General features: G+C 68.1%; 21 protein-coding genes. 11 read left to right on the top strand and 10 right to left on the bottom strand.

Annotated elements, in window-relative coordinates; all coding sequences use genetic code 11:
- Positions 1–12 precede the first annotated feature (12 nt).
- The 6 genes from AC0ZLC_RS05270 to AC0ZLC_RS05245 all read right to left on the bottom strand — a co-directional run bounded on the left by AC0ZLC_RS05270 (position 13) and on the right by AC0ZLC_RS05245 (position 6616).
- Positions 13–2040 carry a beta-galactosidase gene (locus AC0ZLC_RS05270; protein ID WP_476750677.1) on the bottom strand — a complete coding sequence of 676 codons (2028 nt, stop codon included), beginning with the start codon at positions 2038–2040 and terminating at the stop codon, positions 13–15.
- Positions 2037–2936: a carbohydrate ABC transporter permease gene (locus AC0ZLC_RS05265; RefSeq protein ID WP_476750676.1), complete on the bottom strand. Its 900-nt coding sequence runs from the start codon at positions 2934–2936 to the stop codon at positions 2037–2039. The genes AC0ZLC_RS05270 and AC0ZLC_RS05265 overlap by 4 nt, the downstream gene beginning before the upstream one ends.
- Positions 2933–3847, bottom strand: coding sequence for a carbohydrate ABC transporter permease (locus AC0ZLC_RS05260; RefSeq protein ID WP_476750675.1), 915 nt, complete (start codon positions 3845–3847; stop codon positions 2933–2935). Before AC0ZLC_RS05260 ends, AC0ZLC_RS05265 begins: the two co-directional genes overlap by 4 nt.
- A gap of 72 nt (positions 3848–3919) precedes the next feature.
- Complete coding sequence (locus AC0ZLC_RS05255) at positions 3920–5281, bottom strand: ABC transporter substrate-binding protein (RefSeq protein ID WP_476750674.1); 1362 nt, start codon at positions 5279–5281, stop codon at positions 3920–3922.
- Positions 5268–5477: a hypothetical protein gene (locus tag AC0ZLC_RS05250; protein ID WP_476750673.1), complete on the bottom strand. Its 210-nt coding sequence runs from the start codon at positions 5475–5477 to the stop codon at positions 5268–5270. The genes AC0ZLC_RS05255 and AC0ZLC_RS05250 overlap by 14 nt, the downstream gene beginning before the upstream one ends.
- 164 nt (positions 5478–5641) lie before the next feature.
- Positions 5642–6616 carry a LacI family DNA-binding transcriptional regulator gene (locus AC0ZLC_RS05245; protein ID WP_476750672.1) on the bottom strand — a complete coding sequence of 325 codons (975 nt, stop codon included), beginning with the start codon at positions 6614–6616 and terminating at the stop codon, positions 5642–5644.
- 1071 nt (positions 6617–7687) lie between these two features.
- Here AC0ZLC_RS05245 and AC0ZLC_RS05240 point away from each other — a divergent pair.
- From AC0ZLC_RS05240 to AC0ZLC_RS05230, 3 genes are all read left to right on the top strand, one after another.
- Entirely contained in the window at positions 7688–8776 is a 1089-nt protein-coding gene (locus AC0ZLC_RS05240; RefSeq protein WP_476750671.1) for a winged helix DNA-binding domain-containing protein, read from the top strand.
- A 214-nt stretch (positions 8777–8990) separates the two neighbouring features.
- On the top strand, positions 8991–9182 hold the full coding sequence (locus AC0ZLC_RS05235) for a helix-turn-helix domain-containing protein (protein WP_476750670.1): 192 nt from the start codon (positions 8991–8993) through the stop codon (positions 9180–9182).
- 670 nt (positions 9183–9852) lie between these two features.
- Complete coding sequence (locus tag AC0ZLC_RS05230; protein ID WP_476750669.1) at positions 9853–10509, top strand: TetR/AcrR family transcriptional regulator; 657 nt, start codon at positions 9853–9855, stop codon at positions 10507–10509.
- A gap of 114 nt (positions 10510–10623) precedes the next feature.
- Here AC0ZLC_RS05230 and AC0ZLC_RS05225 read toward each other — a convergent pair whose 3' ends face one another.
- Complete coding sequence (locus AC0ZLC_RS05225; protein ID WP_476750668.1) at positions 10624–10929, bottom strand: hypothetical protein; 306 nt, start codon at positions 10927–10929, stop codon at positions 10624–10626.
- Positions 10930–13032: 2103 nt separating this feature from the next.
- Here AC0ZLC_RS05225 and AC0ZLC_RS05220 point away from each other — a divergent pair.
- Entirely contained in the window at positions 13033–14619 is a 1587-nt protein-coding gene (locus AC0ZLC_RS05220) for a CAP domain-containing protein (RefSeq protein ID WP_476750667.1), read from the top strand.
- A gap of 493 nt (positions 14620–15112) precedes the next feature.
- Positions 15113–15700, top strand: coding sequence for a hypothetical protein (locus AC0ZLC_RS05215; RefSeq protein ID WP_476750666.1), 588 nt, complete (start codon positions 15113–15115; stop codon positions 15698–15700).
- A 134-nt stretch (positions 15701–15834) separates the two neighbouring features.
- On the opposite strand, the gene AC0ZLC_RS05210 is transcribed toward AC0ZLC_RS05215, so the two are convergent.
- Positions 15835–16020, bottom strand: a complete 186-nt coding sequence (locus AC0ZLC_RS05210) for a hypothetical protein (RefSeq protein ID WP_476750665.1) — start codon at positions 16018–16020, stop codon at positions 15835–15837.
- A gap of 419 nt (positions 16021–16439) precedes the next feature.
- On the opposite strand from AC0ZLC_RS05210, the gene AC0ZLC_RS05205 reads away from it, so the two are divergent.
- Positions 16440–17144 (top strand): response regulator transcription factor, encoded by a 705-nt coding sequence (locus AC0ZLC_RS05205; RefSeq protein ID WP_476750664.1) that lies wholly within the window; start codon positions 16440–16442, stop codon positions 17142–17144.
- The gene (locus AC0ZLC_RS05200; protein ID WP_476750663.1) at positions 17141–18526 is read left to right on the top strand and encodes a sensor histidine kinase; all 1386 of its coding nucleotides are present in this window, start codon (positions 17141–17143) and stop codon (positions 18524–18526) included. The genes AC0ZLC_RS05205 and AC0ZLC_RS05200 overlap by 4 nt, the downstream gene beginning before the upstream one ends.
- A gap of 160 nt (positions 18527–18686) precedes the next feature.
- On the opposite strand, the gene AC0ZLC_RS05195 is transcribed toward AC0ZLC_RS05200, so the two are convergent.
- Together AC0ZLC_RS05195 and AC0ZLC_RS05190 are read right to left on the bottom strand one after the other, a co-directional pair.
- A complete protein-coding gene (locus AC0ZLC_RS05195) occupies positions 18687–19160 on the bottom strand; it encodes an ATP-binding protein (protein ID WP_476750662.1) in 474 nt (157 codons plus the stop codon).
- Positions 19161–19239: 79 nt separating this feature from the next.
- Complete coding sequence (locus AC0ZLC_RS05190; protein WP_476750661.1) at positions 19240–20709, bottom strand: aldehyde dehydrogenase (NADP(+)); 1470 nt, start codon at positions 20707–20709, stop codon at positions 19240–19242.
- A gap of 129 nt (positions 20710–20838) precedes the next feature.
- On the opposite strand from AC0ZLC_RS05190, the gene AC0ZLC_RS05185 reads away from it, so the two are divergent.
- From AC0ZLC_RS05185 to AC0ZLC_RS05170, 4 genes are read left to right on the top strand one after another with little or no spacing between them, the layout of a single operon-like run.
- A complete protein-coding gene (locus AC0ZLC_RS05185) occupies positions 20839–21531 on the top strand; it encodes a GntR family transcriptional regulator (RefSeq protein ID WP_476750660.1) in 693 nt (230 codons plus the stop codon).
- Positions 21528–22718, top strand: a complete 1191-nt coding sequence (locus AC0ZLC_RS05180) for a hypothetical protein (RefSeq protein WP_476750659.1) — start codon at positions 21528–21530, stop codon at positions 22716–22718. The genes AC0ZLC_RS05185 and AC0ZLC_RS05180 overlap by 4 nt, the downstream gene beginning before the upstream one ends.
- Positions 22715–23656: an ABC transporter permease gene (locus AC0ZLC_RS05175; RefSeq protein ID WP_476750658.1), complete on the top strand. Its 942-nt coding sequence runs from the start codon at positions 22715–22717 to the stop codon at positions 23654–23656. The genes AC0ZLC_RS05180 and AC0ZLC_RS05175 overlap by 4 nt, the downstream gene beginning before the upstream one ends.
- 11 nt (positions 23657–23667) lie before the next feature.
- Complete coding sequence (locus AC0ZLC_RS05170) at positions 23668–24552, top strand: ABC transporter permease (protein ID WP_476750657.1); 885 nt, start codon at positions 23668–23670, stop codon at positions 24550–24552.
- Positions 24553–24568: the final 16 nt, after the last annotated feature.

Below are 24568 nucleotides of genomic sequence, written 5' to 3'. Positions count from 1 at the left end.
GCGGCGTCAGGGTTACGGCAGAGACTTTCCCTCGCGGACCACGGCCACGCCGCCGGCCGGGATCTCCGCGCAGGACTCGTCGTCTGCCGTGCCCAGGAGGCGGGTGCCGTGGACAGGCACCTTGACGACGGCGTCGGTGTGGTTGATGAGAAAAAGGAAGGACCCGTCGGCTCCGGTGCGGCGCAGGGCTTCCACGCCTTCGGGGACGACGGCCACGGGGCGAACGCCTGCCGTGTGACTGACGTGTTCCATGAAGGCGCGCATCGTGGCCGCCGAGGCACGGGTGGCCAGGTACCAGCTGGTTCCCTTCCCGTAGGCGTGCCGGGTGAGGGCAGGTCTGCCCCGGGCGGGGCCGCCCTCGGAGGTGGCCTCGAAGTGGAGCATCGGGACGGAGCCTGTCGGCTCGATCCACTCCGCCCACTGATCGGCCGTGGTCCCGTCGCTGAGCCGGATCGTGTCCTGGGGGCGGAGCGGCAGGTACTCGTCGACGCGCAGTCCGAGGACGTCACGCAGCACGCCTGGGTATGCGCCCGGGTGCACCCGGTCACAGGCGTCCACCACCCCGCTGAAGCAGCCGATCGCCAGGTGTCCGCCTTCGTGTACGTAGCGCGTGAGGTCTTCGGCGTGCTGCTCGTCGAGGAGGTAGAGGTTGGGGGCGAGGACCGCCTTGTAGCGCGTGAGGTCGGTTCCGGGCGCGACCAGGTCGCATGTGATGTTCAGGCTCCACAGCGCCTCGTACCAGTCGCGCACCAGGTCGAGATAGCGCAGTTGGCTGGTCGGACGGGCCTCCTGTTCGAGCGCCCACCAGTTGTGCCAGTCGAAGAGCAGCGCGGTCTCCGCCTCCACCTGCGTTCCCATCACGTCGCCTAGGTCGGCCAGGTCCGAGCCGAGCGCGCACACCTCGCGCCAGATGCGGGTGTTGGTCCCGCCGTGCGGCAGCATGGCGGAGTGCCATTTCTCGGCGCCGGCCCGGGACTGCCGCCATTGGAAAAACATGATGCCGTCCGCGCCCCGAGCCAGATGTGTCAGGCTGTTGCGCCGCATCTCCCCCGGTTGTTTGGCCACGTTGACGGGTTGCCAGTTGACGGCGGAGGTCGAGTGCTCCATGAGCATCCAGGGACGGCCGGCGGCCATCCCGCGGGCGAGGTCCGCGTTCAGAGCGAGGTCGATGTGACCTTTGGGGTCGGCGGCGGGGAGGTAGTGGTCCAGCGAGACGAAGTCGCACTCGGCGGCGAAGGCCTGGGCGTCGACCTTCTTCTCCAGTGTCCCCAAGTGGTTGGTGGTGAGAGGTATGTCGGGCGCGAAGCGGCGCAACAGATCCACCTCGGCCCTGTGGCGGGTCAACAGGGCGTCGGAGGAGAAGCGCCGGTAGTCGAGATCCTGCCCGGGGTTGCGGAACGCCGTCGTGTCACGGGGCGCATCGATCTCTTCCCAGTCGCTGTACCGCTGGCCCCAGAAGTCGGTCCCCCACACCTCGTTCAGATGGTCCAGTGTCTTGTACCGGTCGCGGAGCCAGGAGCGGAACGCGGCGGCGCTGACGTCGCAGTAGCACAGGGCGTTGTGGTTGCCCCATTCGTTGTGGACGTGCCACATCACCAGCGCGGGGTGATGCCCGTAGCGTGCCGCGAGTTGCGCGACGAGAGCGTCCGCCGCCTCGGCGTAGGCGGGGTGGCTCGGGCAGAAGACCTGACGGCTGCCGTGCGCCAGGCGGGTGCCCGAAACGGTGACCGGCCGGGCGTCGGGGTGCCGGTGCGTGAACCAGGGGGGCGGGGCCGCGGTGGAGGTGGCGAGGTCGACCGCGATGCCGTGTTCGTACAGCAGGTCCAGGATCTCGTCGAGCATGCTCCAGTCGTACGTGTCCGGGTTCGGCTGCAGGCGGGACCAGGAGAAGACGCCGACAGTGACGAGGTTGACCCCGGCGTCGCGCATGAGTCGTACGTCTTCGCGCCAGACGTCGCGCGGCCACTGCTCCGGGTTGTAGTCACCGCCGTATGCGATGCCCCCGAGCCGGCGGGTGAGTTCCGTCAGGGCATGGGTCACGATTTCACGGCTCCGGCGGCGAGTCCGGCGCGCCAGTAGCGCTGCAGGAGGAGGAAGGTGAGGACGATGGGGACGACCGAGATCAGTGCCCCCACGATGGTGAGGGTCTGCAGTTCGGGCAGTCGGCTGGTCTGTGACTGCCAGGTGAACAGACCGAGGGTCACCGGGTAGAGACGGTCGTCCTGCAGCATCACGAGGGGCAGGAGGAAGTTGTTCCAGATGACCACGAACTGGAACAGGAAGATGGTCACCAGGGCCGGGGCCATCAGGCGCAGCGCGATCGTGCGGAAGATCCGGAACTCGCTCGCTCCGTCCATCCGGGCTGCCTCCATCACCTCGTTGGGCACGGAGGCGGCGGCGAAGATGCGCGAGAGGTAGACCCCGAACGGGCTGACGATGCTGGGCAGGAAGACCGACCAGAACGTGTTGGTGGCGTCGACCTGCGCGAACAGCAGGAACAGCGGCAGGGCGAGGGCGGTCGCCGGTACGAGGACACCGCCCAGGACGAGGGAGAAGACGGCTTCCCGTCCGCGGAAGGTGTACTTGGCGAGTGCGTAGCCGGCCGCGGCGGCCAGCACGGTGGCGACGGCCGCGCCGGCGCCGGCGTACAGGAGGCTGTTGAGCAGCCAGCGCGCGAACACGCCGTCCTGCTGCGAGAACAGGGAGGACAGGTTGTCGCCGAGATGCCACTCGGCGGGCAGGAAGCCCGCGGTGGTCACGAGGTCGCTCTGGCTCTTTGTGGACGAGATGAGCAGCCAGTAGATCGGCAGCAGCATGTAGCAGGCGACCAGGACCATGAAGGTGACGGCCGCCACGGTCGAGGCGCTGAAGCGGCGCCGGCCCCTGGCCGGGGTGGCGGCCCCGTGGGCGCCTTCGGTGCGAGTCAGCAGGCTCATCCCTGCCTCCGGGAGGTGAAGCGCAGGAACAGGAAGGACAGCAGGAACGTCACCACGGCGAGCAGGACCGACAGAGCGGCCGCACCGCTGTAGTCGTCGCCGGAAGCGAGCGAGTACGCCGCCAGGTTCGGTGTGTAGGTGCTGGTCACGCTCGTGGAGATGGAACGGAACACCTGCGGTTCGGTGAACAGCTGGAACGTTCCGATGATGGAGAAGACGCCGGTGAGGACGAGGGCGGGCCGGATGATCGGAAGCTTGATACGCAGGGCGATGGTCAAGCCGTTGGCTCCGTCCACCCGGGCCGCCTCCTCGATGTCGGAGGGCACCGCTTGCAGTGCGGCATACAGGATCAGCATGTTGTAGCCCGTGTACGTCCAGGTCACGACGTTGCCGATGGACCACAGGATGGCTCCGGGACCGAGCAGGTCGACGTGTGCTCCGGCCGAGTCGAGCAGGTCCACGACGGGTGACAGGCGTGGGTCGTACAAGAAGGCCCACATCAGGGCGGCCACCACGCCGGGGATGCCGTAGGGCACGAAGTAGACCAGCCGGAAGAACCGCTTGGCCCGGGCCACTGCGGAGTCCAGCAGCAGTGCCAGGACGAGGGCCAGCAGCAGCATGACCGGGATCTGGACGAGCGCGAAGCCGGCGACGCGCAGCACGCTGTCGGCGAAGAAGGGCGCCTTGACCACGTCGACGTACTGTTCGAACCCGGCGAACACCGACTCCGTGCGGCCGAAGGTACCGCCCGTGCGTTCGATCTTGTGCAGGCTCTGCCAGAACGCATAGCCCACGGGTACGAGGGTGAACAGGACGAAGGGGATGAGAAAGGGAACGAGAAATGCGTAAGGGGTGAGGATTCGGCGTGCGGGCTTGCGGTGTGCCCGGGGCGGGGCAGTGGAGGTTGTCACGGGGAGGGCCTTTGGCAGGGGTGCCGCCCCGCCGCGGGTGCGGCGGGGACACTGCGGAGTGGGAGAACGGCGTCAGTCTTTTACGTCGAGGTTCTGCTTGCGCAGGGACTCGACGCTCTGCGTCTTGGTCTGCTTCAGGACGTCCGCGAGCGTGCCCTTGCCGCCGATGGCGCCGGCCGTTCCGTCGCTGATGAAGCGGTAGGTGTCGGTCATGGTCGGACCCCACGTGAAGCCGGTGTCCACGTTCGCGGAGGCCTTGGCGAAGACGTCGAAGATCTTCTGCTTGCCGTAGAAGTCGACAGGCTGCTTGAGGGCCGGAAGGTCGAGTCCGGCCTTGGCCGCCGGGTACAGACCGCCTTCACGGTTGAGGATCTCGAGCGCTTCGGGGTCGGTGTTGAGCCACAGGGCGAACTCGGCCGCTTCGGCGGGGTGCTTGCTCTTGCCGAGCACCGCCGTGGTCGATCCGCCCCAGTTGCCGGCCTGCTGCTCCCCCGCCCGCCACTGCGGCATGGGAGCAACAGCCCACTTGCCGTTGGTGGACTTGGCGTTGTCACGAATGGTGCTGTAGCCCCAGGCGGCACTGATCCACGTGACCACCTCGCCGGAGTTCCAGGACTTGTACAGCGCGGGAGAGAAGCCCTGCAGATCGGTGGCGACGAGCTTGTCATCGATCATTTTCTGCCAGTAGTCGGCGACCTGACGGCTCTCGGGCCGGTCGACGGTGACCTTCCAGGCATCGCCGTCGCGCTCGAACATGGTGGCCTTGTTCTGCCACAGCAGACCGGTGAACCAGTTCGGGTCCGTCTGCGAGTAGTGGGTGATGTACTTGCCCGCCTTCTTGAGCTTACGGGCGTCCTCGGCGTACTCCTCCCAGGTGGTGGGAGCCTTGAGACCCAGCTTGTCGAAGATGTCCTTGCGGTAGAACAGCGCCATGGGTCCGGTGTCCTGGGGGACCGCCCATACGCCGTCCTTGCCGTCCGCTCCGAAGCCGACCTGGGACCAGGTCCAGTCGACGAACTTCTGCTGGGCGTCGTCCACTCCGGGGCATGCGGCGATGTCACGCAGACCGCCCTTGAGCCGGAAGCTGGCCAGGGAGTCGTACTCGATCTGGCCGAGGTCCGGAGCCTTGCCGGCCTTCAGGGCGTTGGACATGTTCTGGTACGTGCCCGCGTTGCCCGCCGGCGTGGTCTTCAGCTTCACCTGCACGTCGGGGTTCTTGCTGTTCCACAGGTCCACCGCCTTCTGCATGCCGGGGACCCACGACCAGTACTGCAGCGACACCTTGCCCGAGGCAGGCTTGCAGGAAGAGTCCGCCGCGTTGTCGTCGCCCTTGTCGGTCCCACCGCCACATCCGGTCGTCACCGTGAGGACGACGGCCACTGCACCGATCGCGCAGCGTCTGGCCGCCAGTGAAGAGCGATCACGCATCACCATGAGGTTGCTCCTTGCCCTTGGAATCCGCTTCGTCGAAGCGGTGGCCGCAACCATCACAACGTGAATCCACAAAAGTCAACAGGTCGGACCGGATTTCCCGCATCGAGCCCGCTTCGTGACCGAGTCGAGATGATGCTGAAAGTCCTTGCCAGACCGCTCTGACCTGCGGTTTCTCGGACACGTCCAGCCAAGTCACGCCAAGACCCTCGTCATGCGGAATCGATTACGCTACGGTGTCGCAGAGACACCGGCAGGGCGCTTTTCGGACAGTTGGGGGGCAGAGCCGACGGAGGTCAGGGCAGACGACGGTCAGGGCCGACAGGGGGCAGGACAGACGGGAGTTGGTCGGACGGGGCGCCGTCAGACCGAGGCGCGGGCGATGAACTCCGCCTTCACCTGCACGGTACGACGCACACTGCGGCCTTCGAACCGCTCCTTGAGCAGCCGGGCCGCTGCCAGTCCCACCTCGTCGGCGGGATACCGGATGGTCGTCAGCTGCGGCCGCACGAGGGAAGCGAAGAAGGCGTCGTCATGACCCACCAGCGCCACTTCACCGGGGATGTCGATGCCCAGCTCGCTCGCCTTGTCCATGGCGCCGATCGCGATGACATCGTTGGCGCAGAACACGGCGTCCGGACGGTAGCGGCGACTCATCAGCTCGGCGAATCCGGCCGCACCGGCCTCGCGGCTGTGTTCGCCACGGACGACCAGCTCCCGCGGCAGGGAGGTACCGAACTGGGGGGCGAGGGTCCTGAGCAGTTCCAGGCGTGGGTCGCCGCCGGTGGCGTCTCGCGGGCCCGCGATCATCGCGATGCGTCGCCGCCGGGCCGCCTTCACCTTTTCGAGCGCCTGCCGGGTCGCCGCCTTGGCTTCGGGAACCACCAGGTCGGCCGACCCGAAAGGAACATCCGCGCTGACGACGACCGGTATCCCGGCCTGATGGAGAGCGTCCAGGTCCCTGGGCAGCAACCGGAACGGCGTGATCACCACGCCGGCGAAGCGCTGCTGCAGCGCCTCGGCGAGCAGCGCCCGCTCCTCGTCCCGGCGCGCACGAGTGTTGCAGACGAGAATGTGGATGCCCAGAGCCCGCAGTTCTTCCTGCAGGGTCGCCGCGAGCTGGGCGAAGAACGGGTTGGCGATGTCGGGCACGATGAGCGCCACCAGGCTGGACCGCCCCGTGCGCAGGCTGCGAGCCGCGGTGTTCACGGCGAACCCCAGCTCGGCGATGGCCGCCTCCACCGCCTCGCGGGTCTGCGGGGCGACGGGCCGCTTGCCGGAGAGAACGTAGGAGACAGTGGCGGACGATACGCCGGCGGCCCGTGCGACGTCCGACATGGTTACCCGCTCTTGCACTCCCCACGCTCCTCTCGAGCCGTCACCCTACTTCACGCACGACCCGTCGATGGAAGCGCTTCCACCACACGACACAGTCGCGGCGGCCGCCCCCCGCTACGGGCGGGCCGCCCGCGGGTTTCCCGAAAGCTCCGCGCGGCCGTGGCGGCCCGCCAGCCCGAGCGCGGCCGACCGGTCGGCCGGGCGTGTGGCGCCATGCCCCAGGACACACGGGTTCCGGGTCTGCTCGGACAGTGACCATGACCATCACCCGACGCGGCAACCTGCAATGGCCGCCAGCACTCACCCGAGGGGGAGCCGCACTCGTGCACGACGCACCGATCTACGCCCAGCTGATCTCTGAACGCGGCGACATACCGCTGCAGGTTCGCGAGGAGGCCCGCAGGATCCAACGCGAACTGGACCGAGTCCTCGACTGGGGACCCGTGTCCGAGGGGTTTCCTCATGGCCCGACCGCCACTCCGCCCCGTGATCCCCGGTCTCGGCGGAGCGGCTCGGGCTCCGGCGCCTGGTTCTGACGCTGGGTGGCGGGAGAGCCGGACTCCCGCCGACGTACGACGGCACGGCGCACGGTGCGCGGCGCCCGGACTGCTCGGGCGCTGGCCAGCGCCCTTGAAGTCCTGGTCGCCCCTGGAAGAGCCGGAGAGGTACCAGGCGGATCTCCGCTGCTTTCGGCGCTGCGCGCAGAAGAGGACGCAAACTGTCCTCTTCCTCTGAGAGCTTGTTCATCGCGGGGGGCGAACAGAACCGAGACAGCCGTCGTCACAGGCACGTCCGCACGCCGGTCGTCGTGCCGCCGTCGGTTCGGCGTGCCCCGCCCGAGGCCGTGCACGTCGGCGGCCGACGCGCCGGCCGCCGTCCGCCGTCCGCCGTCCGCCGTCCGCCGTGCCGGGATCGGCGCTCGTGGCAGAAGCGTTCCCTGCGATGCCCGGCAACGAGCGGTTCGACCGACAGCACCCCATGAAGGCAGGGACAAACAGTGAGGTTGCATATGCCGGACCGGTTCGTGATGCGAAACAGTCCCCACCACGGCGACCAGCACACGGCGAGCCGATGACCGTTCTCAGCACGCGAGCGCTGGGCCGGGCCACTCTGGCCCGCCAGCTGCTCCTCACCCGATCCGACCTCCCGGTCCTGGACGCCGTGGCCCACCTCGGTGGTCTCCAGGCGCAGGAGCCGCAGGAACCCTTCGTCGGACTCTGGTCCAGGCTGCACGCCTTCGACCCCGCCGTGCTGTCGGACCTGCTCCTCCGGCGGCGTGTGGTGAGATGCCACCTCATGCGGCGCACAGTCCACCTCGTCACCGCCGCTGACGCCCTGGCATGGCGGGCTCGCCACGACGCGATGCTGCGCCAACGAGTGCTCGGCACCTACCGCCGTGAACTCGCCTCGGTGGACCTTGAAGAGCTCGCGGAGGCGGGCCGGTCGGTGATGTCGGACGGCGAACCACGTTCGGCGAGCGAACTCGCGAAGGCTCTCGCGGCACGCTGGCCCGAACCCGGACTCCGGCCGCTCAGCGAGATGCTGGTCGCCGCCCTGCTCCCGATGGTTCAGATGCCACCGCGTGGTCTGTGGAGGGAGAAGGGAGGCGTTCACAACGTCATGATCTCCACATGGCTCGGCCGCGAGATCGATCCCCTGCCGTTGGACACCGACGATACGGTGGGCCAGGCGCTCGTTCGGCGCTACCTCGCCGCGTACGGCCCCGCCGCTTCGTCGGACCTGCGCGCCTGGTGCGGCCTCGCGGGGCTTCCCGCGGCCGTCGCCGCACTACGGGCGGAACTCGTCTCCTTCCGCGACGAACGAGGCCGTGAACTGCTGGATCTTCCCGACGCGCCACGCCCGGACCCTGATGCTCCTGCCCCGGTGCGGTTCCTTCCGGCCTTCGACAACGCGATCCTCGGTTATCACGACCGCAGCCGCGTCATCGACGATCACCATCGTCACCTGTCCGTCTCGGGTGAACGTGTCGTCCTGGTCGACGGTCGCGTCGCAGCGACGTGGACCTGCAAGGACCGCGTGGTCACCACGACCCCGCTGCGCGCCTTCTCAGGGGCCGACCGAACCGCGGTCGCCGAACAGGGGCAGGCGCTGGCCGCGTTCCTCTGCGACGGCGGAAGCCACCGCATGGAGAGCACCTGAGAATCCGTTGGCAGCTCTGTCCACCCTCGGCACGGCCCTCGCAGCGGGAAAGCATGGCTCGGGCCGGCCCGCCGCCGAGGGTGAGGGTGATGAGCCGGGTGAACCACAGCAACGACGCACGAGTACGGGTCATACGGAAGTCGGCACGTCACCCGCGCTGCAGAAAGCGCCGGGAGTGTGCACCTGGTGAGCGGCTCGCAGCTCGGTCCTCGGCATGACGATCAAGGCCTACCTGACGCAGTGCCGCGTCGCCGAATCGCAGCGGCTGCTCGTGACCACCGCGATGTCCGTCTCGGACGTGGCGGGAGCGTCCGGGTTCGGCTCCCTCAGCAGGTTCTACGCGTCCTTCACGGAATCCTGTGGGATGGCTCCGGGAATGTGGCGCCAGCGGCACGGGGGTCCGTGAGGACGGGGACTCCGTCCGCATGTGCTGCATCCGGAGCCTCCCCCCGGTCTCCCGTTCGGATCGTGGATCTCGTGGAGGAAGCAGCGCGAGGGGAACCCTGGCGCGAGCTCCTGGACGCCTGCGGACGCCCGAGGCCGGTCGGCCGCAGCCACCCTGCCGCCCCATCGACCGTGCAACCGGCTGAGGAGCCGACCCGGGCGCGGACACCACCCGCGCCGGTGTCCTCATCGGCAAGGACGTGTCCGGTCGTCTCACCGGTACCGGGCCCGCCGGGGCTCGTCATGGTGGCTTCCGTCAGGTCGTACACCAACCTCATGGTCCGGTCCAGGGTATGACGCAGCATCAGAATATTGACGCCCTGTCACTGCTTGCCCGGATACACGCCGTCTGGAAATGTCGTTCCGTAGTCAGGGCCGCAGTAACGGTGACCGGTGCGAGACATCGGATCCCGCTGTGCCGCCGCCAGGTCGCCGACGGGGTGCCGGCACAGCCGCGTTGGGGCTGCAGGTGGTGACGGAGCGAACAACTCCTCAGTGCGATCCCACCGATGACGCGCGAAACGCTCCAAGACCTGAAGGTCGCACGAGCTGCGCGGCCCGATGACGGCAGGCCCCTGTCCCCTCCCCCGCCTTCGTTCAGCACTCGGTTCCTTGAGGATAAGCAAGTCGATATGAGCTATTCAGCAGGTGGCGCGCGCCAAGATTCCAGGGACGACGACAACGCCCCGGATCCGCCACGAGTGGCATGGCGCAAGGAGACGCGTCGCCAAGTCCTGGCCGCTGCACACCAACTCGCCTCGGAGGCGGGATGGGACAATGTGAGTCTGGCCGCCGTGGCGGAACGCGCCAACGTCTCACGTCCTTCTGTTTACAAGGCGTTCGGGAACCGGGCAGGACTGGGGCAAGCTCTGGTTCTCCAGGAAACACAGCAGCTCTTGCACGGTGTGGCGGAACACCTCGGCGCCCCGGACGCGGGGCTGGCCGCCAGCCTCGAGGGGGCTATGGTCTTCGTCCTCACCGAGGCGGAACGCAACCCCCTCGTCAAGGCGGTCGTCGCTGCCGCGCGACACGGCTCCGACAGCTTGCTGCCCTATCTCACCGCGCGTCCCGACCCGGTCTTCGACGCGGCTCAGGAACTCCTCCAGGCGTGGTTCAGGGTTCACTACCCGCACGCTTCTACGGAACAACTGGAGCTTGCCGCCGACGTCACGGTGCGCATGACCATCAGTCACCTCATCCTGCCGGCCTGGGCGCCAACTCTCGCGGCACGGAAACTGTCGCGGATAGTAGCTGCGGTCATCAGTGAACTGGATATCTCCGGAAACTGAAAGCCGGCCCATGACGACGCGGAAGCGTCAGCGGGAGCAGGAAGAAATCGCCGAGGACGCGCTCATTGGCTGCTACGCGCCCGAGGGTGAGGGTGTCCGCCTCGGCGACGAACGTCACACGAGGAGCGGTGCGTGCATTCTTCGACCATCCGGCAGCCGGAAAGGCCATTTCACGAGCTGCCGGACGACGAGCTGCTGGACCTGGTAGGTGCCGGTGCCCCGACGGCACTGCCTGCGATGCAGGAAGTGGAACGGCGCCACGGCGAAGCCGCCGGCAGGCTCGCGCGGCTCTGTGCCGCGGATTCGGCAGCGGCAGAACAGCTGGGCACTCAGGTGTTCGCCCAGGTGAAACGGCTCGCCTGCAGCGGTGACATACCTAGAACGAACTTCAGGCTCTTTCTGCTGTCCCTGGTGCTGCAATTGGCAGCCGAGTGGACCACGGACACGCGCTGCCGTCGGCTGGGATCCGAGTTCACCGAGTATGCACATGCGACTCCCGACGCGGCCCTCTTCTCCCCGTCACTGCAACAGGGCAGCCGGTCAACGCTGTCGACGGTCCTTCGCGAACTGCCCGTCCGCGTTCAAGGGACTCTGTGGTACACCGTCGTCGAGCAGGCACCTCCTCGTGAGACGGCTCGGTACCTCGGCGTCGCACCGAACGCCCCACTCCCCTCCGCCGAGTCCGCCGTGCAGACCTTGTCAAGGCCCTATTTGAGGAGGCTGCTCCAGAGCAGTGGTGAATCCACGTGTGTGGGTTTCCAGCGCCTGATCGAAGCAACCCTGTGGTCGGGCCGGCCTCCCATCGACGACCTCGAGGACCATCTCCTCGAGTGCTCGGGCTGCGCCCATGCGGTGCGAGAGCTGAGACGGCTCGCAGAATCCCCCCGGGCCACTCTGGCGAGCCGGCTCCTGGCCTGGGGAGGGCCGGAATACCTCGACGCCCTCGCCGGCCGGAACACGCAGGCCGACTCGACCGCACCCGCCTCCTCAACCTCCGCCTCCCTGCCGGGAAGGTCGAGGCGCGTGGCCATCAGGAGAATTCCCCTACTGCCGGCCCTGCTCGGTGTCTGCGCGGCGACGGCTGCAGTAACCCTCATGTGGACACCGTCGTCCCCCCACAGCGCCCCTCAGCAGTCGCCGCCGCCGCGAGAACCCCTCCGGATCCCCTCCTCACCGCCCGTAGTGCCCAGTGTGACCCCGAGGACACCCACGCAAGCCGTCACCCCACCTCGCAGCGCACGACCCACGCCCTCGCCCAGCCGCCCTCACCGCACCCCGTCGAAGGCACCGGCGCGTTCCCCGGCGAGCTCTGCGCCGTCCCACGCCGAAGCACGATCACAGGTCTGCTTGCACATCGACAAGGAAACGGGGCGGCGCAGACTCGAAGTCGTCAATGGCGATACGAGAGTGTGGGTGGACTCCGCACAGAGCGGCGCGGCTCTCGAGCGGCTACCCGGCTACGAGACAAGCTCCGAATACATTCACTGCATCCGTTCCTGAAAAGGCTTGAGTTTCGCCCCGGAGACACCAGCCGGGCACAATTCCCGCGAATATCAGGCGATTTGGCAAGAGAAGCGCAACACCGTGACGAAACCGAGCTCCTGGCGCCTCGCTCGCGTTCTTGCCTTCTCCCGCACGGCCGAGTCCCGTGGTGACACTTGCATATGCGGTGGGGAGCCGCAAGACGTGACAACGGGGCAACGATCTGACGCCCCGCCAGATTCCGTCGGCGCAACGACACCGGCATTGAGGCCGCGCAAGCAGCCTTCCCCTCGATCGCAGAGACCTTCCGGCAGTGCCGGCGGCCGGCACCTGACGCTCATTCCAGCCCGGAGACACGGCCGCGTCCCCGGAATCGAGGACCGTCGAAAGACTTGGAAAAGCTCGCAGGGGGCGCTGGCCCGCCTTGTCCGACCGGGCGACCTTCCAGGGCTGAACTCTGACTGAGCGGAGTATTAGCGCAACCTTAAGTTGGGGCCTTATCCGGACATCCGAGCGGAGTGCCGCGCTACGGTTCGACCGCAGCCCCATCGAGCTTGCGGGAGCGGTTGCTCCATGAAGTCCCGTACTTCACTCACACAAGCGATGACTCAGACTGCGCGTCGCGTCGACACACCGACTAGCACCAGAGCATGACGCGCTGCAACAGGATCGGAACACGCAACGGAGAAAGCCATATGCTCCCTCCCTCTCACCGTCACGCCGAGGGCATCACCAGGCGCAGACGACGCCGAACGACCACAACTCGGAGCCGAGCCACACAGCGGCGCATGCCCTGGGCTGCCGCCCAGGCCTGCGTGACGTGTCGCCACAGGAGCCACTGCACCGGTTCGTGAGGGCAGATGACGCCTCCTCGTCATCCAGTCGCCGGCATCGACACCGCCGGAGCGATCCCTTTCGCCGGAAGCGGCCGTGACTTATCCGTCTCCCGGGTTTCCGTTTCACAGTTCCCGGCGGCCGACGGTGAGTTGTTCCTCCGTTCCCGCACATCCAACTCTCAGCTTTGAAGGAGCAGGATTTTCCATGCCCAGGTCATCATCGGGTCTCCGGGCTCGCCGGCGCTCCCGCACCATGAAGATCGTCGGTGCCGGAGCCGTCGCGGCAGCCGCACTCGGCACCATCACGGTGGTCCAGCCTCACGCCGATGCCGCGCCGGTACCTGCACAACTCAACACCTTCGAGGCGCAGCGCCTGGCCGAACGGCTGGAGCTGCGACTGGGTGAGGACGCTGCCGGCGCCTACTACAAGCCGAAGACCCGGGAACTCGTCGTCAACGTGACCGACGGCGGCGATGCCGAGACGGTCCGCAAAGCGGGAGCCGTGCCGCGCTCCGTCTCTCACTCGGTCAAGGACCTGCGTCGCACCGCCTCCACCCTCAGCCGGACCCGCATACCGGGCACCGCCTGGGCGATCGAGCCGCGGACGAACAGGGTCCTGGTCACGGCGGACGCCTCCGTGAAGGGGCAGAAGTGGACGGCGCTCAACCGCATCCTGAAGTCCGTGAAGGGCACCACGAAGGTGCAGCGCATCGAGGGCACCTTCCGGCCGTTCGTCAGTGGCGGCGACGCCATCGTGTCAGGCGGTGCGCGCTGTTCCGCCGGCTTCAACGCGACCAAGGGCAACAAGGCCTTCCTCATCACTGCCGGCCACTGCTCAAGCACCGGCGCTCGCTGGAGTGAAGGAACGTCATCCCAGCGCAAGCTCATCGGCACCACCGTCGAAAGCCGCTTCCCCGGCGACGACTTCGCCGTCATTCGCTACGACAACCCAGCGGCCTCCCACCCGTCCGCCGTCGACTTGTACAACGGCAAGAAGCAGCCGATATCCAAGGCCGTCGACGCGTTCGTGGGCATGAAGGTCACCCGGAGTGGCAGCACCACGGGCGTGCATTCCGGATCTGTACTGGCGCTCAACGCCACCGTCACCTACCCGCAGGGCCGTGTCCAGGGGCTCGTGCAGACGAACGTCTGCGCCGAGCCCGGCGACAGCGGAGGCGCCCTCTTCTCCGGTTCCTCCGGCGTCGGCCTCACCTCCGGCGGCAACGGCAACTGCCGTCGAGGCGGCGTCACGTTCTTCCAGCCCGTCACAGAGGTCCTGTCCCGTCAGGGCTTGAAGATCGGCGCCGGTGGGGCACAGGCTTCCGAGAAGCCGGACCCCCAGCCGAAGCCTTCCAAGGCGGCCAAGCCCCGCCCGAAGCCTTCCTCCACCACCCCGACCGGGACGTTGGCCAAAACGCAGAAGCAGGTCCTGAAGCTCGTCAACCAGGAACGGCGCGCGGCAGGTTGCCGCCCTCTGGTCACGAACCGGTCCCTGAGCCGCGCGGCGCAGGCCTACACGGCCGTCATGGCCCGCAACGGCGTGCTGTCGCACACCGGCCCCGACGGTTCGACGATCTCCACGCGCGCCCGAAAGGTCGGCTACGAGTTCAGCTCGCTGGGAGAGAACATAGCTCGCGGGCAGCGCAGTCCTCAGCAGGTCATGAGCGCGTGGATGAACAGCTCCGGGCACCGTCGCAACATCCTGAACTGCACCTTCCGGGACATCGGCATCGGCTTCGTCGCCGACCGCAACGGCCCGTGGTGGACGCAGGACTTCGGCACGCGGCGGTAAGGGCGACCGCACCCCCGCTCACGTCCTGACCGGCTCCATTGCCGGTACTCGCGGCCACCTGCGTGTGATCCACCGGATCCCCAGGTGGCCGCGTTAGCTTCCACCTCATGGGCCGGGCAGCGCCACAGCCCACCCCGCCACCACGACCCGTTGCCCTCCCCACTGCCTTCCGCCTGCGGAGACAGGTCGGGTGAGCAGTGCGAACCCTACGGACACCTGACTGTTCGAAAGCGAGACGACCATGACAGCAGCGCCGGACCCCGCGCATGTCCTTGCCGCAGGCCGATACGTGATCGAGGCGGCGCCCCGGGCCCCTCGCCATGCCGACCTCCGCGCCTGGGACTCCCATCAGCAGAGGCACGTGGCCCTACGGCGACACCGCCTCCCCGCAGACGCGGACCAGTCCGTCCGGGAGCTTCTCCTCCGGAAGATACGCGAGCAGACCGATCGTGCGGCTCGGGATGGCGCCGCCTTGGTAGCCCCCCTCCTCGATGTGTTCGCCGAGGACGACAGCCTCTGGACGGTCACACCGCGCGGGTCGGCCCTCACTCTGGGGGCCCGGCTGAGCGGCACGCCGCACGTGTGCGGAGTGCAGGCCGCGCAACTGGCCATGACGATCGCGGCCCACCTCGAGGCTCTCCACTCGGCCGGCCTCTGTCACGGCGGGCTGGACCAGTGGTGCGTACTCGTCGACGATCAGGACAACGTGCAGTTCGCCGAGTACGGAGTCAGCGCCTCCATGCTGTCCCTGGCAGACAAGGCGGCGAGGGATGAAACGACCAGCCCTCCCATGAGCTTCGCGCACATGCAGGCTGTCGACGCCTACAGTCTCGGCGGGACCCTTCTGGTCCTGCAGAAGGTGGCTCAGCGCCCTCATCCCGGTGGCGCGACAGAGCGGTGTTCGCCTGCGGATCTGCGAGCTCTCCGCACATTGCAACTGAGCGTCACCGGACTCACACGCATTTCCCTCATGGAGCGCCTGCCGCCGTCCGTAGCGCGCAGAGCACTGGAACGCGTCATAGCGGAGAGTAGCTTCATGGCCCGACAAGGCGATCTCGGCAATTCCTATGCGGAGCACTGATCGGCCGCAGCCTTTGATGGACTTTTCCCTGCCACGAGCTGAAGCTCCAGAGCATGGATCAGCTTCCGGGCGCTGTACGGCAGGGGCGCGATCAGGGCCCACGTCCGTCGATTCTCCGACTTGGTCCTCAGCAGTCAACCCGCCTCTTGCCGGATCGAAACCTGGTTTCCCGGCGCCTGGCCCACGACTTCGGCAGTCGCCCGTTGGCTCGTGAACGTCACCACGAGCCGTTGCGGCGACCGGCTGATGTCCACCGTGAACTCCGTGGCGGGGACGGCAGAGACCAGACACACGCGATTGCCGTCGAATCGCATCACCACGCGCCCACCTGTCGTTTGCACCGTGCGAATCCCCCCGACACCCCCTGCACAGGCGTCGCTCGTAGGAGTACCGGCGGGAGAGGAGACAGCACTGGGCGTGGTTCTCTTGGCGGCTCGTGCCGGAGGTGTGACCGGGGCCGCCGTCGAACGAGCCGGGGCCGAGGTGGAAGACACCTCCTTGGGCTGCCGCGGCGAGGGTGATTCGGGTGTGTCCACGGCTATCGGAGGACTCGGCCGGGTCGAATCGTCGACGAAGCGAACTGTGATGCTGACTCCGGTCACGCTCAACGCGGTGCATGCTCCCCACAGGGAGACGTTGCGCAGGTAACGGTGCATCAACCCATACTGCCGCACAACTGGCCTGCTGTGCCGCCACACTTCGTCTGCCCCGGCGGCCACCACCGATACACTTCTCCGGTATGGCATCCGTACTCCTCGTCGAGGACGACCCCTCGATACGCACCCACCTCACCGATTTCCTCAGTGGCCAGGGTCACGTGGTGCGCAGCACCTCTCACGGGTTCGAGGCCCTCCGAGAGGTGACACAGAGGTCACCCGACATCGTCATCCTCGACCTGGGGCTGCCCGACCTGGACGGTATCGACGTCTTGCGAATGATCCGAGGGATATCACAAGTGCCGGTCCTGGTCGCGACTGCTCGCGACGAAGAGGCAGAGGTGATACGTCTTCTCAACACAGGCGCCGACGACTACGTCGTCAAGCCCTTCTCCGGCGGCGAACTCCTCGCTCGGCTCGGTGCGGTTCTGCGCAGGACGACATCCCGCGCAGCACAGGGCACCGCCTATGCGAAGGCCACATCGGACGCGGTGCGAGTGGGGGGACTGCTGATCGACCCCGGAGCACGTACTGCACACCTGGACGGAGTCCAGGTACCGCTCACCCGACGCGAGTTCGATCTGCTGCTGTACCTGGCGCGCCACTCCGGCCGGGTGGTCTCCCGACAACGCGTCCTCACGGATGTCTGGCGCCAGGCGTACGTCGAGGACCAGACACTCGACGTCCACGTGTCGGCTCTGCGACGCAAGCTCGGCGAACGCGCCGCCCGGCCCCGCTACCTGCACACCGTACGCGGAGTCGGGATCAAACTGGTGAGTCCTGAATGAGACGGGCACTGGCCGGCCTGGCCCTGGCCGTCACGTCGATGATCGCCCTGTCCTTCCTCATCCCTCTCGCCATGCTCGTGCAGAGCGAAGCCCGGTCCCGGGCCGCCACCGCGGCCGAGCAACGCGCTGCGGCTCTTGCCCCCGTCCTCACCCTGACCACCCGCCCGGACCAGGTGGCGCAGGCGGCCGCCAGCGTGGACGGCTCCGACCGGCTCAGCGTTCACCTGCCCGGTGGCGCACTCGTGGGCACGGCACGGGTGTCCCCCAAGGTCTGGAGAGAGGCAGCCGCCGGGCACCGGGCCTTCACCACCGACACCGACGCCGGGCCTGTCTACCTCCAAGCCGTCGTCCTGCCGGAGGGCCGTACCGCCGTCATCGAATCGTTCATTCCCCGGGCGGAACGCGACCGCGGCGTCACCGCGTCCTGGACCGTCCTGGGAGCGCTCGCGGTGGCCCTCGTCGCCGGCTCGCTGCTCGTGGCGGATCGGCTCGGGACCCGGGTCGTGGCGGCATCACGAGAACTCTCCCGTGCGGCTCTGACGCTGGGCGAAGGGCGACTGGAGGTACGAGTCCGGCCGGCCGGCCCGCCGGAGCTCGCGGAGGTGGGAACCGCGTTCAACGCCATGGCGGACCAGATGACGGGCCTCATCGCGATGGAGCGCGAACTCATAGCGGACCTCTCTCACCGGTTGCGCACCCCGCTCACGGCTCTCCACCTGGAGTCGGAACGGCTCACTGCCACGCACGGCGACCAGCTCGCGACCGGTCTCGACGCGGCCATCACCAGCCTCGAGGCGGAGCTCGATGCCATCATCACCGCGGCGCGGACCCCCTTGGCCCTCAGTGCCATAGGCCCCCCTGCACCCGACGTCCCCGCCTGTGAGGCGGCCCAGGTCATCGCCGCGCGGGCGGAGTTCTGGTCAGTGCTGGCCTCCAACCAAGGGCGGCCGTGCGGCCTCAGCATCACGAGCGAGGCGACACCGGTGGCGATACCGGTGGAGGAGCTTGCGGCGGTGGCCGACGCCTTGATCGGCAATGTCTTCCGGCACACACCCGGTAGAACGCCCTTCGAGGTATGCGTTCGCCGTACGGCTCACACCGTGGTGTTCCTGATCGATGACGGCGGACCCGGCATCAGCGACCCCGAAGACGCACTGACACGCGGCCAAAGCGCGGAAGGCTCGACCGGCCTGGGACTCGACATCGCCCGACGCGCCGCGAGTGTGTGCAGCGGTTCCATGAGCATCGAAACATCCCCTCTCGGAGGTACGCGTATCCGCGTCGAGTTCGGCCTCGCAACCCGCCGGGTCGACAAACGCCGGTCCTCCCGAGGCCCCAGACGCGGCAGACGGCACCGTACGGGCGTTTTCAAGCGCTCTTGAGGACCCCGTGGGACGACGTTGGCGAAGCGCCGTCGGTGGAGTGCATTGCCGGGCGGTTTCGCGGGGGTGCGTCGAAGACGCCGTCGGAGACGGCAGGTCTCGCGCTACCGAGAGCGGGCCGCACCCGCCGAGTGCCGCAGATGCGCCGGGTCGCTCCACCTCAACAGGCCAGTACGGCCCAGGCTCGTGTCCCCTTCGCGGTCTTCTGGTGTCCATGCGCGACTGCGCATGCACTCACCAGCGACAGGCCGCGGCCGAACTCGGCGAGGTCGCCCTCCGCTGCGCGTCGTTCATGAGGACGCCAGACCCCGTTGTCGCAGACCTCTATGAAGACGCCGCGCGCCACCACTCGGATACGCACGGTGATCTGATTACCCATGCTGTGCAGGACGGCGTTGGTGGTCAGTTCCGAGACGATGAGGGAGCCGGCCTCGGTGACGTCACTGGGCAGGTGCCATCGCTGCAGCCGGCGGCGTATGAACGTCCTCGACTTGGCAGCGGCGTCGCGGGTCGCGCCTGTTCGGAAGTCCGCCGCCTCCAGGGGCCAGCCAGGAGGAGGGAGCAGTGCCTCTGTCCGGTCTTCCGGCGAGGGGCGATGCCGGGTCGAGGCGGTGAGTTGCCTGGTGATGGGCATGTCTCGTTCTCCTTGGTCCTCCCGCGCCGACCCCGGGGCGGTTGGCTGCGTGAGCAGAGCCGTGCTGGAGGTGAGCGGGTCAGGTGCGCGGCGACTGCCAGCGGGGAATGTCCAGGGGGTTGGCGTGCTGCAGGGCAGGGGGGAGCAGCGCATCGGGAAGGTTCTGGTAGACGACGGGCCTCAGCCACCGGGCTGCGGCCGTCCCACCGACGCTGGTGTGGAGCGGAGAGGTGGTGGCCGGCCAGGGGCCCCCGTGCTGCATGGCCCTGCTGACGGCCACGCCCGTGGGCCAGTTGTTCCACAGGACCCGGCCGGCCGGCACCGCGGACATGACTCGCCGGGCAAGCGTGCCGTCATGGCCTTCTCGGCCCTGGACGGAGACAGTGAGGCTTCCCGGAACCAGAGCGAGAGCCTGGAGCAGCTGTTCGTCGGAGCCGTACTCCACGATGAGGGAGGCAGGCCCGAAGCACTCTCGAAGGAGTTCCGGCGCTGCGCACAGGTCCTTGGCGCGGACGCTGAGCAGCGTGGGAGTCACCAGGGTCTGATCGTCGGCCCGGGCCGCAGGTGGGGTGAGGAGGCGAACCGCGGGGTGCCGGCCGACCGCGTCGACGGATGCCAGGTATCCGTCGTAGATCCACTGGCCGAGCATCGGTGCCGCGGGTACCGCCTGCGCCTCGCTCGTCAGTACCCCTGTGAGGCCGTGCCCCTCGGGCAGGAACAACAAGCCGGGCTTGGTGCACAGCTGTCCCTGGCTGAAGGTGACCGAGGCGATGTATTCACGGGCGAGCTCGGGTCCTCGCTCCGCCAGGGCTGCGGGCGTGACGATCACCGGGTTCAGGGAGCCCAGTTCTCCGTAGAAGGGGATGGGATCAGGACGTGCGCAGGCAAGGTCGAAGAGCGCCCTGCCTCCGGCGGTGGATCCCGTGAAACCGGCTGCCCGTATCCGGTGGTCCTGGACCAGTCGGCGTCCTGCCTCGCGGCCGTAGACCACCGAGAGTGCCCCGGCGGGCAGGACCGCGGCGGCGAGTTCCGCGGTCAGGGAGGAGAGCCGCGGATGCCCTTCATGCGCCTTGACGACCACGGGACAGCCCGCTGCCAGCGCACTGGCGGTGTCGCCGCCCAGCACGGAGAAGGCGAAGGGGAAGTTGGATGCCGCGAAGACGGCCACCGGGCCGAGCGGCACCAGCATGCGGCGCAGGTCAGGCCGGGGAGCCGGGAGGGCCGCCGGATCCGGCAGATCGATCATGGCGTCGAGGAAGGCGCCTTCCTCTGCGATATCGGCGAACATCCGCAACTGGACCTGGGTGCGTAGCACTTCGGTCGTGAGGCGTGCGTGGGAGAGGCCTGTCTCCTGCTGTCCGACCGCGACCAGCTTGTCGGCCTGGGCCGCCAGGGCGTCGGCAAGGCCGTGGAGCAGGCGGGCCCGCTCGGGTAGCCCGAGAGCGGCGGGATCGCGAGCGGCGGATTCCGCCGCGGCGGCCGCACGGTCGACATCGTCGAGGGAGTCGGCGTGTGCGTGCTGGGAGGGGACGAGGGGCTGAGAAGTCATCGGAACCTCACTACAGATGCGTTTCCGGCAGGTGTCCAAAGAACTGCAGACCAAAGTATTGCGCTTGGCATGCTGGTATACCACGATGTCAGCATGCCAGAGAGCGAGCCCACACAAAAGGGGGCAAAAGTGTCCACTGCGATCGATCTTCTACCGCCCCTGAGGCGGCCTGCGTCGCGCACCGACCGTGTGCGGGACGCATTGAGGCAAGCCATCCTGGAAGGCACCCTGCCCCCCGGCCGACCGCTGGTGGAACGGGAACTGGCCCAGATGCTTGGCGTGTCCAAGACACCGGTGCGGGAAGCCCTGAAGCAGCTGCGCTTCTCGGGACTCGTCTCCGTCAACGCCCTCCAGGGAGTAAGCGTCCGCTCTTCGGACCGCGCGACAGCCCGCCAGCTGTATACGGCCCGGCTCGCCACCGAACCCGCCGCTGTACGCATGGCGGTCGACGTGCGCGGCGCGGGCGTGCACCACTCGGCGCGGCGAGCTCTAGGTGATGCGGCGGCGTTGATGGACGGCGCGGACGTCACCGGGCTGGGCATGGCCAACCGGCGGTTCCACCGAGCCCTGTACATCGTCTGCGCCAATACCCGGCTGTGCCTGTTCCTGGACCAGCTCCAGGATTTGACAGCAGTCATCGCTGATCGCGGCTGGCGGCTCCATGCGACCTTTCAGGAGGAAGCCGCCGAGCATGCGGCCATCCTCGATGCGGTCGAAAGTGGAAACGCCGGGATGGCGGAGCGGCTGATGCACGCCCACATAGAGAAGGCCAAACACACGGTGCTCGCAGCCCTGGACCACATCGAGAGGGCTTCCACATGAAGGTCGAGGTGTTCGCCCATCCGCTCTCCTTCCGTGCCGGTGCCTCGGCGCAGGCCGAGACGCTGGCCCGCAGCGGGGTCGACGGGGTACGCCTGGCGTACGCCTACCACGGGGGCCGCTGGCTTCTCAGTACCAGCGAACCGGGCCGCGTCGACGACTTCACGGCGGGCCTCTGGTTCACGCCCGCCGACTCACGAGGAACCGCCGGCTCCACCCTGGCGCTCCCCGTACTGGGAGACCAGGCAACCACGGCGACCGCCGCCTTGACTCGTACAGGCATACGAGTGACAGCCTGGCTCGTGGGCCTGCACCAGTCCCCGCTGGCACGTGCACGTCCTGACCTGGCCCTGCTCAACGTCTTCGGGCACCGCTACCAGCACGCGCTGTGCCCGGCGCAGCCGGAAGTCATCCGCTACGCACGTGACCTGGCCGCCGGCGCGGCTTCCCAGCCCGGGGTCAGCGGACTCGAACTGGAGGCATTCGGCTACCTGGGATGGGCCCACCAGAGCGCTCACGACAAGTTCGGGGTCGCGCTGCGTCCGGTCGACCGGTGGCTGCTGTCCCTGTGCCTGTGCCAGGCGTGCGGTGATCACTTCACGGCGGCCGGAATCGACACGGCGGAACTCAAGGTGCGAGTACGGGGAGCCCTGCGGAGTCAGTTCGCCTCCGCCCGCCCGCCGAGTGATCGCCTGCAGGAAGACGCGGTGGCCGCGCTGGGCAGCGAGACGCTGTCCCTGCTCCGAGGTGTACGCGCCCGCGTCACGCATGACCTCGTCCTGGCCGCGGCCGGAGCCGCCCCCCGGCTACCGGTGTCCATCCGCACCACCACGAATCCCTATGCCTGCGACGGGAAGGCAGCAGGCGACCTCGACGATCTGGCCGCCGCTGCGGGTGGAGTGACCGTGACCAACCTCGCCGGCAACCTCAAGGACCTGCGCGCGGATGTGTCGGCGGCCACTCGCACGGGGGCAACGGTCACAGCCGGCTGGAGTCTTTCCGCCCTGCACACAGTGAACGAGTCCGAATTGACCGAAGTAGCCACGGCGACACAATCCTGTGCCGCTCTCGCCCTGTACGCCTACGACCTCGCACCGCCCGATCGTCTGTCCTGGCTGCGCCGGCTGCCGCGCGCCGGGCGACGCGGTGACGGCGTCACCCTCTCCCCCGGAACGGAGGCCGCCCGATGACCGGCTACCTTCTGCGCAGACTCATGCAGCTGGTGCCTGTGGTGCTCATCGTGTCGATGGTGCTGTTCATCCTCCTGCGCCTCATGCCCGGAGATCCCACCTCGGAGATCCTCGGTCAGGAAGCAAGTGCCGAAGACCGCGCTGCGCTGCGCTCCGACCTCGGTCTCGACGCGCCCGTGGCACGGCAGTTCATCGACTGGTTCACCGGCCTCTTCCGAGGCGACCTGGGCAAGTCATGGCTCACCAGCGAGTCCGTCGGGACCATGATCAGCGAACGCCTCGCCGCCACAGTGGAACTGGGGATCATCGCTCTTCTGCTGGCTGTCGTCCTCGGCATCCCGGCCGGTGTCATCGCGGCCGTACGCAAGCGCACGAAGACGGACGCCGCCCTCAACTCGGCCAGTGTCCTGGCCCTCTCGGCACCGCACTTCTACCTTGCCGCGATCCTGATCCTGGTCTTCGGACTGTGGCTGAAGGTTCTCCCTCCGTCCGGTTACGTACCCTTCAGCGACAGTCCCGGCGCGAACCTGGAGCACATGGTGCTGCCCGCTCTGACGATCGGGCTGTCGATGGTGGCCGTGACAATGCGTCAGACGCGCGCCGCGCTGCTGGCGACGTTCAACGAGGACTACATCCGCACCGCGGAGGCAACCGGTCTCTCCCGGCGCCGCATCGTGTCGGTGTATGCGCTGCGGAACGCGATCGTCCCCGTGGTGACGGTCCTGGCCCTGCAGATCGGCGCGCTGATGAGCGCCACCGTCGTCACCGAGACCGTCTTCACCGTGCCGGGCATGGGGACCCTGATCGTCAACGGGATCTTCAGCCGCGACCTGCCCGTCGTGCAGGGCGCCGTGCTGATGGTCGTGGTCTTCGTCCTGCTGGTGAACCTCTTCGCCGACATCGTCTATGCGTGGCTCGACCCGCGCATCACGTACTGAGAGGCGCGACGGTGACTACCTCTACCGATGCCCCCGCTCCCGATGCCAAGCTCCAGCGGCCCGTCCTGCGGCGCCTCGTGCATGACCGCCGTGCGCTGCTGGCGTTCCCCGTCCTGGTCCTGATCGTGCTCGCCGCAGCGACGAAGCCCTTCCTGGGCGACTCGATCAGTGACACCGACACCTCGCACCTTCTGGCCGATCCGAGTGCCCGGCACTGGCTGGGCACCGACGAACTGGGCCGCGACACTCTGGCCCGTGTCTGGGCCGGTGCCGCCGTCACTCTTCAGGTCGCCGCCATGACCATTGTGGTGGCCCTCGTCGTGGGCACGGTACTGGGCCTGGTAGCCGGCTATCGCGGTGGCTGGGTCGACGCCCTGGTCATGCGTACCGCCGACGGGCTGATCGCCTTCCCGCTACTCGTCCTCGCTCTGACCGTCGTAGCCGCCCTCGGCCCCGGACTCGTCAACGCGCTCATCGCCATCGCCATCGTGACCACACCCCGTTTCGCCCGGGTGGTACGTGGTGAAGTCCTGTCGCTGAGAACCCGGGAATGGGTGTCCGCCGCCCGCATCGTCGGCATCCGGGAACGCCACATCCTGCGACGCCACCTGCTGCCCCATCTGGCCGGCACGCTGCTGGTGTTCGCAGCTCTCCAGGTCTCGACGGCGATCATGGCGGAGGCCGCACTCAGCTTCCTCGGACTGAGCGTCCAGTCCCCCCAGCCGAGTTGGGGGGCGATGGTGGCCAGCGGAACCGATCACCTCAACGCCAGCTGGGCTCTCAGCGTCTTTCCCGGCCTCGCGATCCTGTTGACGGTCGCGGCGTTCAATCTCCTCGCGGACGCCCTGCGGGACGCCCTCGACGCCCACCGTCCCGAGCTCTCCCCGCCTCGCTGAACGCTCCGGACGCCCC

Source organism: Streptomyces sp. GLSS-08 (assembly GCF_056387915.1).
The sequence above is the reverse complement of the archived record's forward strand: the minus strand, read 5'-3'. Positions and strand labels throughout refer to the sequence as shown.